Origin of the sequence: Chitinophaga caeni (genome assembly GCF_002557795.1) — a bacterium.
Classification (GTDB): Bacteria; Bacteroidota; Bacteroidia; order Chitinophagales; family Chitinophagaceae; genus Chitinophaga; species Chitinophaga caeni.
Genome location: NZ_CP023777.1, coordinates 2,055,001 through 2,071,343, shown reverse-complemented (window position 1 = coordinate 2,071,343; position 16,343 = coordinate 2,055,001). Strand labels below are relative to the sequence as shown.

At 46.2% G+C, this 16,343-nt stretch carries 6 protein-coding genes and 2 rRNA genes (1 of these 8 running past the window's edge); 6 read left to right on the top strand and 2 right to left on the bottom strand.

All coding sequences use genetic code 11. From position 1 onward, the window contains the following. Nucleotides 1-257: 257 nt before the first annotated feature. The 6 genes from COR50_RS08675 to COR50_RS08650 all read left to right on the top strand — a co-directional run bounded on the left by COR50_RS08675 (nt 258) and on the right by COR50_RS08650 (nt 12,856). Nucleotides 258-3,539, top strand: a complete 3,282-nt coding sequence (locus COR50_RS08675; protein WP_098193622.1) for a SusC/RagA family TonB-linked outer membrane protein — start codon at nt 258-260, stop codon at nt 3,537-3,539. Nucleotides 3,540-3,557: 18 nt separating this feature from the next. Continuing rightward, nucleotides 3,558-5,384, top strand: coding sequence for a RagB/SusD family nutrient uptake outer membrane protein (locus COR50_RS08670; protein ID WP_098193621.1), 1,827 nt, complete (start codon nt 3,558-3,560; stop codon nt 5,382-5,384). 21 nt (nt 5,385-5,405) lie between these two features. Continuing rightward, nucleotides 5,406-8,225: a SusC/RagA family TonB-linked outer membrane protein gene (locus tag COR50_RS08665; RefSeq protein ID WP_098193620.1), complete on the top strand. Its 2,820-nt coding sequence runs from the start codon at nt 5,406-5,408 to the stop codon at nt 8,223-8,225. 28 nt (nt 8,226-8,253) lie between these two features. Next, on the top strand, nt 8,254-9,954 hold the full coding sequence (locus tag COR50_RS08660; RefSeq protein ID WP_098193619.1) for a RagB/SusD family nutrient uptake outer membrane protein: 1,701 nt from the start codon (nt 8,254-8,256) through the stop codon (nt 9,952-9,954). 333 nt (nt 9,955-10,287) lie between these two features. Further along, the gene (locus COR50_RS08655; RefSeq protein WP_098193618.1) at nt 10,288-12,054 is read left to right on the top strand and encodes a glycoside hydrolase family 9 protein; all 1,767 of its coding nucleotides are present in this window, start codon (nt 10,288-10,290) and stop codon (nt 12,052-12,054) included. 13 nt (nt 12,055-12,067) lie between these two features. Further along, nucleotides 12,068-12,856: a ThuA domain-containing protein gene (locus COR50_RS08650; RefSeq protein WP_098193617.1), complete on the top strand. Its 789-nt coding sequence runs from the start codon at nt 12,068-12,070 to the stop codon at nt 12,854-12,856. A gap of 1,355 nt (nt 12,857-14,211) precedes the next feature. Here COR50_RS08650 and rrf read toward each other — a convergent pair. Beyond that, nucleotides 14,212-14,323: ribosomal RNA gene (gene rrf / locus COR50_RS08645) — 5S ribosomal RNA — on the bottom strand. 139 nt (nt 14,324-14,462) lie between these two features. Next, a 23S ribosomal RNA gene (locus tag COR50_RS08640) occupies nt 14,463-16,343 on the bottom strand; it runs 1,011 nt beyond the window's last position.

Genomic DNA, 16,343 nt, shown 5'->3' with positions numbered 1-16,343 from the left:
CAAATTGGCATCATAATTTACCCGCCTGCTGTCAAATAAATACATGCCATTATTCGACAGTTATTATCATTACTAAAAGCATATAAAATCGTCCACGTTGTGAAGAAGGTCGCCCCTTTCCTCTCCTTATGCCCATATACCGGGCAGCAAGTTTTTTACTGGGTGCCGCCTTAAAGTATAAATAATTGTAAAAAATACATGTATTAGATTTTATCAAAATTTTCTTAGTCAACCAAAATTTCACAGACATCTGCGTTATGAAAAATTCCAAATTTCTACGCTGCTTGCTCTTATTATTTCTAATAAGTGCGACGGCAGCACAGGTTCATGCACAAACGAGGGTCATCAGCGGGAATGTAAAAGACGATAAAAACACCCCCTTGCCAGGTGTTACCGTCAAGCTGAAAGATTCTAATACCGGTGCAGCTACGGATACAAAGGGTAACTTTTCATTCCCCGTCCCGGAAAATGCTGAAACGCTCGTTGTTACCTTCATCGGTTATGAAAAACAAGAGGTCAGTATCAAGGGCAAATCTTCCGTAAATATTGTACTGCTTCCCAACTCCGTTGACCTCAACGATTTTGTAGTCGTAGGTTTCGGTCAGCAAAAGAAGGAATCCGTTACGGGCGCCATCTCCCAAATGAGTGCAAAGGAGTTAGTGCAATCGCCCGTTTCTAATCTTAGCAATGCTTTGGCAGGGCGACTATCCGGTCTTACCGCGATTCAAGCTTCCGGCAAACCCGGTGCTGATGCGGCCACTTTATACGTCCGTGGTGTCGGAACTTACACCGGCAATACAGGGCCGCTGATTATGGTGGATGGAGTTGCCCGGGATACTTACAACGACATCGATCCTAACGAGATCGAAACGCTTAGTATCCTTAAAGATGCCTCTGCCACCGCCGTCTACGGTGTGCGCGGCGCCAACGGCGTAATATTGATTACTACCAAGAGAGGAAAACTCGGCGCCCCTAAAATCAGCGCCAGCGCACAAACAGCGGTTAGTTCTTTTGCCAGGATGCCCGATTTCGTAAACTCTTACGAGTATGCAACTTTGCAAAATGAACTTGCCTACCAATCTTATTGGATCAACCATGCCAATGATGCCGACATCACTTCTTGGGCTGACTTCGTTCAAAAGAGGGACGAAAACTGGCAAAAAGAAGCCGTTCTTTTATTTTCAGAAGAAGATCTGAAATACTATGCCAATGCCAACAAACCTAAATTGGAAAACGGTCAACCGAATCCATATTATGATCCATATTTTCACCCGGATCAAAATTGGAAAGACCAGGTATTTAAGAAATATGCGCCGCAAAGTCAATTTAATGCCAATGTAAGCGGTGGAACCAACTCGTTGAAATATTTCGTTTCATTCGGGTACCTGAACCAAAAAGGATTATTTAAAACGGACTACCTACCCTTTTCCGATGAGATGGACTTCACCAAAAACAGGTACAACCTCCGCGGTAATTTCGATTTCGATGTGAATAAAGATTTCAGAATTTCCGTTGATATAGGAACGCAATTCGTTGATATCACGGGTATGGACAATGACAGTTATACCTGGGAAAAAAGGATACTCTGGTCAACGCCCCTCGGATCGCCGGGTATGGTAGACGGGAAATTCGTCTTGCCTTTTACCAACCAGAACCAGCAACTCAATCCCTTATACGCGATCGCGGCATCGAACAACTATAACATCACCAAGAACAGTACACTTAATTCCACTATTAAAGCGGTGTACAAGCTTGATTTCATTACGCAGGGATTATCTATCGGTGGCCGCATTGCTTACGATAGTTACTTCTCCAGCCGTTCCGGCGGTAAATCGTACCCACTGTTATACGGTATCCGCGAGAATCCTAATGGCGACAGGCTCGATCCTATCCTGGTACAACTCAACGAGGTGACTCCTTCCGAAAGATGGAGCGATTGGTACAATGGCAAATGGCGTAAAGTATACGGGGAGGTTTCCATGAATTATGCCCGCTCTTTCGGCAAACATAATGTAACGGGATTATTGCTCTACAATGCGGAAAAACGCCACGATCCTAATTATGTACCCGATCTTCCGCATGCCTACATCGGTATGGCAGGAAGGGTAACTTACAATTTCGATGGCCGGTACCTGGCAGAATTTAATATGGGCTATAACGGTTCTGAAAACTTTCCAGAAGGAAAACGCTTCGGCTTCTTGCCTGCCTTTTCTGCCGGGTGGGTGGCCAGCAACGAAAGCTTTTTCCCTAAAAACGATTACATCACTTACTTAAAAATCCGGGGATCCATCGGTAAAGTTGGGAACGATAATATCAAGATACCGGGTACCAATACCGATGCAAGGTATTTGTACTTGCCCGATACATGGTCTTATACCGGTGGTTACAACTTCGGTACACTCAATGATCGCAACTGGGTACAAGGTGCGCAGGAAAGCGTGCTGGGAAACCCGAACGTAACCTGGGAAACTGCCACGAAGTCCAACATCGGGGCCGAGCTGAGACTCTTCCGCGACCGCTTAACCGTTACTTACGATCACTTTAATGAAAAAAGGATCAACATTCTTTCCTACAAGGGAACAGTGCCCGAAATCGTGGCAGCAACATTGCCACCGTATAATTTAGGAATTGTGAAAAACTGGGGAAACGAATTGGAAGTGGGTTATAACAGCAAACCGGGAAAATTTACTTACTGGTTAAAAGGTAACATCTCCAATACCAAGAACGAGATCGTGTTCATGGACGAGCCTATCGTACCGGGATTAGAATACCAAGCAGCGACCGGCAAACCCATCAACCAGGGTTCTTATTTACAAGCAGAAGGTTTATACACTTCCTGGGGCGATTTATACGAGTTAGACGGATCCGGGAACCCGATCCTCTCTAGCCCGCTACCTGCCTTGGACAAGTCCGGCAAACCCTATACCAATGCTAACGGCGAAACGGTTTATCAAAAAGACCTGGGCTATGCCGGTGTGCCTTTACAACCCGGCGAAGTGAAGCTGATCGATGTAAATGAAGATGGCGTCGTAAATGAGAAAGACTTCGTTCGCTCCGGTTATACTTCCATCCCCCGCGTTACCTATGGTATTTCGTTCGGTTTCAGCTATAAGGGCTTTGACTTCTCTGCTTTATTGCAAGGCGTCGGCGGTGTTGCCAAGTACGCTATGGCCAACCAGCTACACTTCAACAAGCAAGAGTCATTATTCGAAGTGGATTTACACCGTTTCACGGAAGAACGTTACCAGAACGGTGACCCGATCGACTTCCCCATCGCTGCTTACAACAAGCAAGGGGCAAGAAATACTTTCTTCCTGATCAATACATCGTATACTAGGCTGAAGAACATGGAAATAGGTTACACCTTACAACCGAAAGCCTTTAAAAAAATAGGTATCGGCTATGCCCGCTTTTACCTCAATGGCTATAACCTGCTGACCTGGTCGCCCAACAAGATTTGGGGTGATCCGGAAAACCTGAATTTCATCGGTTACCCGCTTACGCGCGTGTATAACATCGGGTTAAATGTCAATTTCTAATCTCTTAAGTACGAAAACATGAAAAGAACATACTTATTCATATTGTTGTGCGCGGCGATAACCGGAAGCATATCCGTTTCCAGTTGTAGTAAGGATTTCCTTGAGAAACCCAAGGGAGGCGCCGTTACTACCGATACGATCTTTCATACGGTAAAACAGGCCAACTACGCTATTGCCCAAATGTATAACCTCTGTATCAAAGGTTATTTTCCCGGCAATAACCCCGGTAATTGTCGCCCTGAATCAATCACTGACCAACTATATATTTTACACCCGGCATATTCTTGGGCAGCCGCTACCATTAACACCGGCACCTATGTTACCGGTAACATGAGCCCATCCGGTACCTGCGATCCCAGTTTCTCAGATCATTACCGCGGTATTCGCCAAGCTAACTTGGTATTTCAAAATGTAGATCTAGTTGTTGACGGGGATGAAAACTGGAAAAAAGATGTACGTGGCCAAGCGCTTTTCTGTAGGGCGATGCAGCATTACGAGTTATTCCGTTACTACGCGGGCATACCTATTGTCTCCACCCCTTTGGATGGAACTGCGAACTTACAAATCCCCCGCGCCTCGGTGGCTTCCGTGGTAGATAGCATCGTTAGCTGGTGCGATCAAGCGGCTGGTATGTTACCCCCTACCAGGCCTTCCACCGACTACGGTAAGGTGACTAAATTGGCTGCCCTGGCATTAAAATCTCGGGTATTATTATATGCAGCCAGTCCCAAGTATAACACCCCGGATGATATGAAAAGTATCATCTCCGCAGCTCGGTATAACGATGCCCGCGATTCGGTTTTATGCTATCCCAATTATGATAAAGAACGTTGGAACCGCGCTGCGCAAGCCGCGAAAGATGTATTGAATCATGCCGGGGAAGCGGGAGTTTCGCTTTATAATACGGGAACACCTTTAACTACGGGAGAAACCTATGCTACCCTCGGCGATTATGAATCCGTATACAACGTTTACGCTAACCAGGAGCTGATCCTTGTCAATACAGAGAATCAAGCGCCCGCCACGCCAAATGCATTCGAATGGGATCGTTATATGTCTTCTAAACTGCGTCTTGCCAGCTGGGGTGTTAAGAACAATGTGCCGATCGAGTTCATGCAGCTATACGAAAAAAGGGATGGCAGCAAGTTCACCCTGGATCCAAGCGGGGATGACTTCCCGGCTTACATTCAATCCTTGAACCTCGATCCCCGCTTCTACCAATCAATCGCTTACGATGGCATGTATTATAACAGCAACCGCGGTGTACTCGCTTATTATAAGGCAGGCGATGGTTATACTGCCGGTAAATTGTCCAGCAGCGATGCCGGGCCGGATGGTTATGCCATGGAAGTGTACAAGTTCGTGGCGCGTATCAACAATATGGATGATGCACATTTTGCTTGGCCGGTATTCAGGTTAGCCGAGTTCTATCTCAATTACGCGGAAGCGATCAATGAATACAGCGGACCCAATGGCGAAGCAGAACAATACCTCAACTTGATCAGGGCCAGGGCAGGCATGCCGGATAAGCATCCCGCGGGTATACAAGCTTTCAGGGAAGCCGTTCAAAATGAACGTACGATCGAGTTGGCATATGAAGGTCACCGCTATAATGATCTGAACCGTTGGCTCACCGCGCATCAAGTGCTCAACAAGCAATTCCGGGGTATCGCTACCACGGCTAAAAGGATCAATAATACTTTGAAACGTTCTTGGGAAATCGTTCCATTCATTAACCGCGTGTATCCTACGCGCTATTATTACGTGCCCTTCCCATATGCTGAAGTTAGTAAAAACTACCTCGGCGATGGTCAAGGTTGGGATGGTCAAAATCCAGGATGGTAATCATTAAACAACTGAACAGACATGAAAAGAATATATATTCCTCTTGTTGCGGTCGCCTTCCTGGTTAACATGCAGGCTAAGGCTCAAACCGCGAAAGATTCTACTAAAAATACAGCAGTCATCGATTACGGCTTCCGTAGCGAAAAGTCATGGCGTACTACCGGCGCTACGTTCACTATTACAGGAGATGATTTAGCGCGTACAACTTCGGGTAACTTACTCAATACCTTGCAAGCCCGTATGCCCGGGCTTACCGTTGTGACAGGCTCCGGGGAACCCGGTTATGATAATCCCACATTCTACGTTCGCGGGCAAAGTAGTTGGAACATCGCGGGCAATCGCTTGCTGGTATTGCTCGATGGTTACCCCGTAGAGCTAAATGCCATCGGCGCATTATCGCCTTACGAAATTGAAACGGTGACCTTGATGAAAGATGCTGCCGCCACATCTATCTACGGATTAGAAAGCGGGGCAGGCGTACTCAGCATCAGTACTAAAAAGGGTACACTTAATTCCAAGATACAGATCGCGGCAAACGGCCGGTACGGGATTTTAACCCCGATGGAATTACCCAAGGTCATGAATGCTTACGATTATACCCGCCTTTATAACCAGGCCTTACAAAATGATAATCTACCAATCAAATACCTTGCCCCGGAATTATATCAATCCGGAAATGATCCCGTGCATCCCAACGTGGATTGGTACGATGAGTTATTGAAAAAAACATCGACCATACAGGATTACAACATCACTTTCAGGGGCGGTACAGACAAAGCCCGCTACTTCGTATTAATGAGTTATACTAATTTCGAAGGATTGTATAAGAATGCTGTGGCCATCGATAAAGATTTCGGTACCAATGCTAAATATACCAAGTTGAACTTACGCGCCAATGCCGATATTCAATTGAGTAAAAGCCTGTCTATCGGGGTGAATTTAAGCGGTATCACTGAAGACAAGAATACGCCGAACGGCTTTACCGCTTCCACGGTATTCAACAATTTGCAACGTATCCCGGCCGCGGCATTCCCCGTTAAAAATCCAAATGGTACCTGGGGGAACAGTTCCGTGTATAACTTCAACCCCGTACAGCTTTTACAGCAGAACGGCATCTACAATTCCCACACCCGCAACCTGCAAACAGCGATCAACGCCACCGAAAAATTGGATGCGATCGTAAAAGGCCTGGCCCTGGTGGGCGGGGTATCATTCAACAACCAATACGTGGGCGTGTATCAAAAAGGCTTTACCGTGCCTTCCTTTGAAATATTGAAAGATGCACAAGATCAAGCTATCCTCGATGGTAACGGTGATATAACTTATCGAACCATCGGTTCCAGCAGCCAATCTATTAATGATGGCGGGAACCAACATTGGAACAGGACATCGGTGCAAGTCGGCTTAACTTATGATAAGGCATATGGTAAAAATACTTTGAATGGTATTTTACAAGCTCGCCGCCAAAGTTTCAACCACGACGGGCAGGTTTACCAAGTGCGTTCCCAAGGCTTACTCGCCGCGGTAACTTACGATTATGCTAAAACATACATCGTGGATATTTCCGCCTCTTACAACGGCTCTGCCGATTTTGCCGAAGGGCAGCGTTACGGTTTATTCCCGGCCATCGGCCTTGGTTGGATATTATCAAACGAAGCATTTTTACAAAATAACAAGATCATCAATTTCCTTAAAGTGCGCGGTTCCTATGGCATTACCGGGAACATGAATGAAGATGCCCGCTTCCTATTCGAACAATGGGGTGTCAACTCCGGCAGCTACATCCTCGGCACTAATAATACGAGCCGTGGCGGAAGAACCGAAGGAGCATTACCCAATAATTCATTTACCTGGGAAGAGAAAAAAAGTTTTAACCTCGGTTTTGATGTAACCGCTTGGAACAAACTAAATTTTACCGCCGACGTGTTCCAAGAAAAACGTAATAATATCCTCGACGGAACCAGCGGCATCCCCGCATACACGGGCTTTACTTTTCAAAGGTTAAACACGGGAAGCGTCACTAACAGGGGCTTCGAGCTTTCAGCGACCTTCCATGACAAAGTCCGCGCTTTTGAATATTACCTCGGCGCAACGGCTGCTTTTGCCAGGAATAAAATCGACCAACGTACCGACATTCCCCAACCACACGAATACCTTTATCAAAAAGGTTACCGCATCGGGCAAATGCGCGGGCTTATCAACGATGGATTCTACCAGGAAACCGATTTCGATGCGAACGGCAACTTGCTCCCGGGCATCGTAAAGTCATCCTTCGGTGTAGTAAAACCCGGCGATCTTAAGTTCAAAGACCAGGATGGCAACGGTATTGTCAACATGTATGATATCATCCCGGTCAATTACGCCAAATTACCCGAAATGACAATGTCATTCAACCTGGGATTCAAATTCAAAGGTTTCGATTTCGATGCATTCATTCAATCGGTTACCAACCGCACGGTGAGCTTGCTTAACGATGCTTACGATTATACGCATCCTTTCGTCAATAACAACAACATTACCATCTTCTCCAGCAACAGTTGGACACCGGCTACGGCAAATACCGCTACCACGCCAAGGTTATCTACGCTCAGTAATGATAACAACAACGTGCAATCCGACTTCTGGATGCGGAACGGTAATTTCCTGAAGCTGCGCAGCGTAGAACTCGGGTACACTTTCCCACAAAAGGGTTTCCTACGTAAAATCGATGCAGTCCGTGTTTTTGTTATCGGCAACAACCTGCTCACCCGGGATAAGTTAGATAACCTGGAAGCCGAAAGATTGTCCATGGGATACCCATTGATGAAATCTGTAAGCTTCGGATTGAATGTGAAACTCTAGTCTCCTGATCATTTGAAATTACAAGGAAATGAAAAAACTAAATTTTATCATAGCTGCATGTGTCATTGGCTCTTTCAGCGCTTGCCAGAAAGATTTCCTGGATGTTAAGAAAGTCGAAGCCAATGTTCCGGTAGACATGCTTTACTCCAATTATTCGTACCTGCAACAAGTGCTATGGTACACGTACGGGTTCCTGCCCAACGGTTTCGATCGCTTCAATATGGAAGGCGCTACAGACAATGCCGAATGTACCAACGTAACCGATCGCGTGCAGGATTTTAATTACGGCATCTGGAATCAATACAGTAATCCCGACGATAACTGGGATCGCAACTACAGGGCTATCAGGCAGGTCAACCTGTTTATTCAAAATAAGGACATGGTCGATATATCGTATATCAAAGATCGTATCACTTCAACAGATAGCACCGCATATTGGAATGCCCGCGACAATGTCAAGTTCATGGAAGGGGAAATGTATTTCCTAAAAGCATTCTTCTATTTCGAACTCGTAAAACGTTACGGTGGCGTACCCATTATCGATAACGCGTTGGATTTTGAAGATAAAAGCTCTTGGCAAAACATCCCGAGGAACAGTGTAGATGAATGCGTAAAATATATTGCTACTCTTTGTGATAAAGCCGCGGCAATTATCCCTGTAAACCTTTCGGGTTATTCCTGGTACGAAGCCGGCCGCGCAACACACGGTGCCATACTGGCCCTGAAATCGCGCGTGCTGCTATACGCCGCCAGCGATCTTTACCAGGAAGCAGGTTCCACGGTTACATGGGCACAAGCTGCCGCGGCAGCTCATGATGTGATGGCCTTGAACCAATTCTCCCTCGATGGTAATTATAATAACCTTTTCGGTTCCAACAACACGACTTCCAAAGAAGTGATCTTCTACAGGAGATACGGTTCCCAAAACGGGCTGGAAATATCTAACTTCCCGATCCAGTTCGAGAACAGTAATGGCAACAGCTTAACGCCCAGCCAGAATTTTGTAGACGATTTTGAAGTCCTGGTAAAAGACGGTGATGGCAATACCATCGGAACCGAACCATTCGATTGGAATAACCCTGCACACGCCTCGAATCCGTATCAAAACCGGGATCCACGTTTAGGCATGAACGTTATCTACAACGGGAAGAGTTTCAAATCGCAAACAATCGAAACCTTCAGCGGCGGAAGCAGCGGTTTACCCAAGCAAAATGCGACCAAAACAGGTTACTACTTGCAGAAATATATCCAGGGCGGTATCGATCTTGTCAATAATACCAAGGCAAACCACTCCTGGGTCTATTTCCGCTATGCTGAAACCTTGTTGAACTTCGCGGAAGCGATGTTCCAAGCCTATGGTGCAGATGCTGATCCGCAAGGTTACGGTATGACGGCCTTGCAAGCGATCAACGCGGTGCGTCAAAGGAACGGTGTTAATCTTACCCCGCTGACGGCTGCGCAGCTCAATCTCAAAGCGATCATACATGAACGCAACGTGGAACTCGGTTTCGAAGATCACCGCTCCTGGGATGTGAGAAGGTGGAAGCTGGGCGAAACCTATTTAGCTACGCCCTTACGCAGAATAGAGATCACCAACAACAACGGCAACTTCAACTACGAAGTAAAAGATCTTGAACCACGCGTATTTGAAAACAAAATGTACTGGTACCCCATCCCGCAAGCGGAGATCACGGTCACCAACTGGACTCAAAATGCCGGCTGGGAATAATATTCCTGTAAAACATTTATACTCCAAAGGTTGTGACGTTTTACAACCTTTGGAGCTTTTAATAAAAGAAAAATTGATTTGGTTACCAACCTCAATACTCTATCTGGCTTTGCTTGCGTCGCACTCTTCAACAGTTGTCACGCTACGCAGCCATTCGTAATAATCGAGGGACAACCATAACATTAAAAAGTTACACTTCAACATAACAATCCGGACACTATGTTTACAATAAAAAGAATAACAGCAGCCATTTGTATTTTACTTATTCCCCTGCTCATCTTTAATCCGGTAAAAATATTTTTTAAAATCAATCATCTTCATAATTAATCGCTTATGTCGAAGTTGAAATGGGTAACCACCCTATTGCTCACAGGCATTGTAACCCAACAGGTATCATCTCAAATAAAGGTACTGAGCAACCAGGTTGCGTATAACGCGGGTACTTCAAAAATTGCCCTGGTAAGTAGCCGGGAAGCATTACCGCCAGGCACCAAGTTTACCCTTGTCAATGCCAAATCCAAAACTACTATCCTTAAAAGGGAAATTGAAGGCGCCGAACAAGTGCAGGATTGGGCAGATGGATATTGGTATAGCCGTGTTAATTTCTCGGACATTAATACCACCGGCACCTTTTATATCAGCATACAATTGGATGGAAAAGAATATCAATCCGCAGCATTTAATATCGGCACAAATGCATTAACTAAAATCGTAGCACCCGCTATTACCGGCTTTTTCCTCCATCAAAGAGCCAACTCAGCGGAAGAACTTTCTGCCGATAGCAACCTGCTTTTATTCGGCAGCAACAAAAGAGTTGATCTAAGGGGCGGATGGTGCGATGCTTCCGGCGATGTGAGTAAATATTTCTCGCACCTGGCTTATGCAAATTTCATGTCGCCGCAACAAATACCCATGGTGGATTGGGGCATGATTAACACGGTAGAACGCATCCCCGCCATACTCGCAGAGAGCAAGTCATTGCAAGCATTAACAGAAGAAGCTTTATACGGGGCAGATTACATCAAACGCTCCCTCTCTCCTGGAGGATATTTTTATATGACCGTATTCTCCTACTTCAGGAAAGATCCGCAAGAACGCCGGGTAGTAGGTTTATTAGCTGATAGTAAAACTACATCCGATTATCAATGTGCTTACCGGGAAGGTGGTGGTATAGCCATAGCGGCCTTAGCCAGGATTTCAACTTGGAAAAAAAATCGCGATTTTACTTCCGGCGAATATCTAGCGGCAGCAGAGAAGGCTTTTGTCCATTTGGAAGCCAATAACCTCAATTATGATGACGATGGGAAAGAAAACATTATCGATGACTATTGTGCGCTCATGGCAGCAACCGAATTATGGTTGGCTACAGGCAAAAACCTTTACAGGGACGCAGCCCGTAAACGTGCGAAAAACTTACACAATCGCCTCTCGCCAAGTGGCTATTTCATTGCAGATGATGGCATCCGTCCCTTTTGGCACGCTGCCGATGCGGGTTTGCCGATCATCGCATTAGCACGTTACCTGGATGCAGAAAAAGATGTAACATACCGTGAAACGGCGCTCAGCACTATCAAAAAATCGATTGATTATAACTTATCTATCACACAGCGGGTTACAAATCCATTTGGCTACCCCCGGCAGAGTTTTTTATTTGTAGGGAAACTTCAACATGGTTTCTTCATACCGCATGAAAATGAAACAGGTTGGTGGTGGCAAGGCGAAGACGCCCGTTTGGGTTCACTGGCAACTGCTATACTCGTTGGTGGGCGCCTGGTGTACCCCGACAATACAGCTTTAGGGGTAAAACCCGAACTTGCCCGCTACGCATCTAACCTGGTGAACTGGATATTGGGTTGTAATCCATATGATATGTGCATGATGTATGGTTATGGTAAAAATAATGTACCGTATATGGCATCCATGTATGGTCATGGCTCGGGGGAAGGAGGGATTTCAAACGGCATTACCGGGAAAAATCCAGATGGGTCGGGAATCGATTGGAAAGTGGAAGACAACGGTAATGAATGGCGTTGGAGCGAGCAATGGATTCCGCATAGCGGCTGGTTCTTACAAGCTGTTACCGCATTAGTTTCTAAATAATAACTTATTCAAGATGATAAAACTATTCCGCAATATTGGATTGATATCATTAATATTATTGATACAACATTCTTTGCAAGCGCAAAGATTTCCCAGGTTTAAAGTATTGGCCTTTTATAGTCGTAGCGTTGAAAAAGCGCATATCGAATTTGCCGATGATGCAATTAAATTCTTTAAAGACTTAACGGTTGGAAACGGTTTCGTATTTGATACAACCAGCAATATGGCAGACCTGGACGATGAGAAAATAAAAGATTACCAGCTCCTGGTGATGATCAACGATTTCCCACATAACGCCCAACAGCGTAAAGCATTCGAGCAATACATGGAACGTGGTGGTGGCTGGTTTGGCTTCCATGTGGCAGCTTATAACGATCGTACAACAAATTGGCCGTGGTTCGTAAATTTCCTCGGTGGAGCAATCTTTTATAGCAATAACTGGCCGCCCATGCCCGCAAAAATTCTCGTCGAAGACACTAGCCATGATGTTACCCGTGGACTTCCCCGCACGTTCATTGCCCCGATCAATGAATGGTATCAATGGAAACCGAGCCCCAGGGAAAATCCAGATGTAAAGATTTTAGCATCCTTGGCACAGGATAATTATCCATTAGGCTTAAAAGATATTTTAACTGGAGGCGATACCCCCATCGCCTGGACGAACACTAAATACAGGATGATCTACCTGAACATGGGGCATGGTTCCCATATTTTCACAGACGCAACCCAAAACAAGCTGATAATTGCAGCCTTACGTTGGGTAATAGCGAGCGATAAGAAAGGGAATGTATTCGAAAAATGATTGAACTGTATCAAGCTGAACGGGCCGCGAATTATTTCGCGGCTTTAATTTTTGGCATCATCGTATCAAAAGACTTCCTGTAGTCATCTTAGTTAGCACAAACGTCGCTGTATACATTTTCGTATCTTATACAAGTAATTTGTTAGTTCAGTAGCCTTCGGTAGTTTCGCTTTATACTGGATCAATTCGTCGTAGCATAGCTATCATCGATCACAAACTTAGCCCTAACATTCTACCCAGCTTAGAAAATGGCGCTCAATCAAAGGAAATCTTGTTGAATAAAGAAAAGCTATCATTGTTGTCCGAGTAAGAATGCTTTAAAGGTACTTGAATTCCTTACCTGGTCAAGGATATAAGCGGAGGATGATACATTCACCCCTCGCCAAGAGAACCGTGGAACTTCGCACCGTTGATAGCGAAGGGTAGCTGGGCGATACAGTAGTACAAAAGCTGGATCGAGCGATCAAATTGGCGGCCGTGATGGCCAATTTGTGCCCTTTTTTGGGTAAACAAAAAAGTACAAGAAACGAGCAGATGAACATTGAATCGAATTATTGAGGGATCAAATTGCTCCCCGGTTAAAATTTAGTCGGACAACAATGAAAAGCTATATTGAATAATATAATTATAATTAATGGTAAACATTTTCATTTTGCCAGCCACGTTGTTTAGTAGGTAATACGATTGCAAAATGTGTATCGTCACAGTATAAGTTTAAAATAATGTTGCCCACATTTTCCGAATCAGCAAAGTAGTTAATCACAAAATTTTGTCCTGTTATTCGTCTTTCAATAATTCTTCGCCAATTTCCTCTTCTGCTTGACTCAATTACCGTGGATTAAATAATACTTTATCCCCATAAATAACAATTTTGTTCTATTATCAAATAACAATTGCCATTTAGCCGATACCGATGAAACTGATTATGATATCGTTGATATTAGACAGCCGTACATAAAGTTGAACAGGAAACCCTGGTGTTAGTAATTAAAATAGTCTGATTAGTAGAGATATCTAATGTAAATGATTAAAATGAAGCAATGGTATAGTTATCCTTAGATCCACTATTGAGTCGCTGTTGTGTATTCTAAATTTCCTTCGACTCCCGGTTTTTAATAAATGATCGGGGTAATTCTTGATACCTACAAGGTTATAATAGCATTGTTTCCGTTCCATGGATTAGGGAAACGGGCCTCCCGGTTAAGGGTAGCGGGTTGAATAAAGACCGGGCAAGTCCACGCGGTACGGGGATGGGTCAAGGGTAATTACTATAAAGGGCTGTATAAAACCGGGCCCGCGGCCCCGGGGTGGTACGAAACAAAAAAGCCCCGGTCTAACGACCGGGGCCTCAATAAATATGGCGGCTACCTACTCTCCCGCATGGTTGTGCAGTACCATCGGCCATGGGGGGCTTAACTTCTCTGTTCGGGATGGGAAGAGGTGAACACCCCCGGCATAACCACCATAAGATCTTCTCGCTACCGCCGCGCACCCGGCGCGCGGCAACGTTACTAATAAGGTCATACTGGGAAAAAACGCGGGGCGGGATGCGCCCGGTATATCTACTTACCTTACCCGCCAACCTCGCGGCGGCGCGGTAATAATAAAGTTAAAGCTTACGGGCAATTAGTACTACTCGGCTGCGGTGTTACCACCCTTACACCTGTAGCCTATCAACGTCGTCGTCTCCGACGGCCCTTGAAAGTAAACTCATCTCGGGGTAAGTTTCACGCTTAGATGCTTTCAGCGTTTATCTTGACCGTACATAGCTACTCTGCACTGCACCTGGCGGCACAACAGATACACCAGCGGTACGTACGACCCGGTCCTCTCGTACTAAGGTCATATCCCCACAATTTACTAACGATCACAACAGATAGGGACCGAACTGTCTTGCGACGTTCTGAACCCAGTTCACGTGCCACTTTAATCGGCGAACAGCCGAACCCTTGGGACCTTCTCCAGCCCCAGGATGTGACGAACCGACATCGAGGTGCCAAACCTCACCGTCGATATGAGCTCTTGGGTGAGATCAGCCTGTTATCCCCGGAGTACCTTTTATCCTTTGAGCGACGGCCCTTCCATGCAGAACCGCCGGATCACTTTAGCCTGCTTTCGCACCTGCTCGGCTTGTATGCCCCACAGTCAAGCACCCTTATACTAATGCGCTCTGCGTACGATTACCAACCGTACTGAGGGTACCTTTGCGAGCCTCCGTTACCTTTTAGGAGGCGACCACCCCAGTCAAACTACCCACCAAACAATGTCTCCCGCTTGCGCGGGATTAGACTCTAAGTAACAGGAGGTTGGTATTTCAACGACGACTCCGCGCGCCCTGGCGAGCGCGCATCAAAGTCTCCCAACTATCCTACACACCTATTACCCAAAATCAATGTTAAGTTGTAGTGAAGGTTCACGGGGTCTTTCCGTCCCGTTGCGATTAACCGGCATCTTCACCGATACTACAATTTCACCGGGCTCGTGGTAGAGACAGTGTCCAACTCATTAGACCATTCGTGCAGGTCGGAACTTACCCGACAAGGAATTTCGCTACCTTAGGACCGTTATAGTTACGGCCGCCGTTTACTGGGGCTTCAGTCAGGAGCTTTGGGTTACCCCGAACACCCTTCCTTAACCTTCCAGCACCGGGCAGGTATCAGGCTCTATACGTCATCTTTCGATTTTGCAGGGCCCTGTGTTTTTGTTAAACAGTTGGTTGGACCATTTCACTGAGACCGCATCGCTGCGGTACGCCTTATCCCGAAGTTACAGCGTCAATTTGCCTAGTTCCTTTACCACGGATCACCCGAGCGCCTGAGGATACTCTCCTCGACTACCTGTGTCGGTTTACGGTACGGGCCGCCACGCAACTGGCCTTAGGGGGTTTTCTCGGGAGCATGGTTAGGGACGTTATCGGCTTGGCCGGGGCCTCGCCGTACTATCAGGTTCGCCAAGCCGCGCGGGTTTTCCTACGCGGCCTATAACTACACCCTTCAACGCAGTATTCCGTAACTGCGCAGTCCTTTCACTTCTCCGTTACCCCGTCGAATTGCGGGCGGGTGCCGGAATATTCACCGGCTTGCCATCAGCTTCGCCTCTCGGCTACGCCTAAGGACCCGACTAACCCTGATCCGATTAGCGTTGATCAGGAACCCTTAGTCTTGCGGCGGGGGGATTTTTCATCCCCCTTATCGTTACTTATGCCTACATTTTCTTTTCCGGCCGCTCCAGCATACCTCGCGGTACACCTTCGGCGCAGGCCGGAATGCTCCCCTACCGGTGGGCGGCTTATGCCGCGCCACCCTAGAGCTTCGGTTGCACGCTTGATGCCCGATCATTTTCCGTGCCCGGACCCTCGACCAGTGAGCTGTTACGCACTCTTTAAATGAATGGCTGCTTCCAAGCCAACATCCTGGCTGTCGTAGGATCCGGACCGCGTTTGTTCAACTTAGCGTACCATTGGGGACCTTAGCTGCTAGTCTGGGTT

Bases quoted from the DNA above. Each gene is read 5' to 3' on its own strand.
- COR50_RS08675 (WP_098193622.1), top strand. From the start codon at position 258: ATGAAAAATTCCAAATTTCTACGCTGCTTGCTCTTATTATTTCTAATA.
- COR50_RS08670 (WP_098193621.1), top strand. From the start codon at position 3,558: ATGAAAAGAACATACTTATTCATATTGTTGTGCGCGGCGATAACCGGA.
- COR50_RS08665 (WP_098193620.1), top strand. From the start codon at position 5,406: ATGAAAAGAATATATATTCCTCTTGTTGCGGTCGCCTTCCTGGTTAAC.
- COR50_RS08660 (WP_098193619.1), top strand. From the start codon at position 8,254: ATGAAAAAACTAAATTTTATCATAGCTGCATGTGTCATTGGCTCTTTC.
- COR50_RS08655 (WP_098193618.1), top strand. From the start codon at position 10,288: ATGTCGAAGTTGAAATGGGTAACCACCCTATTGCTCACAGGCATTGTA.
- COR50_RS08650 (WP_098193617.1), top strand. From the start codon at position 12,068: ATGATAAAACTATTCCGCAATATTGGATTGATATCATTAATATTATTG.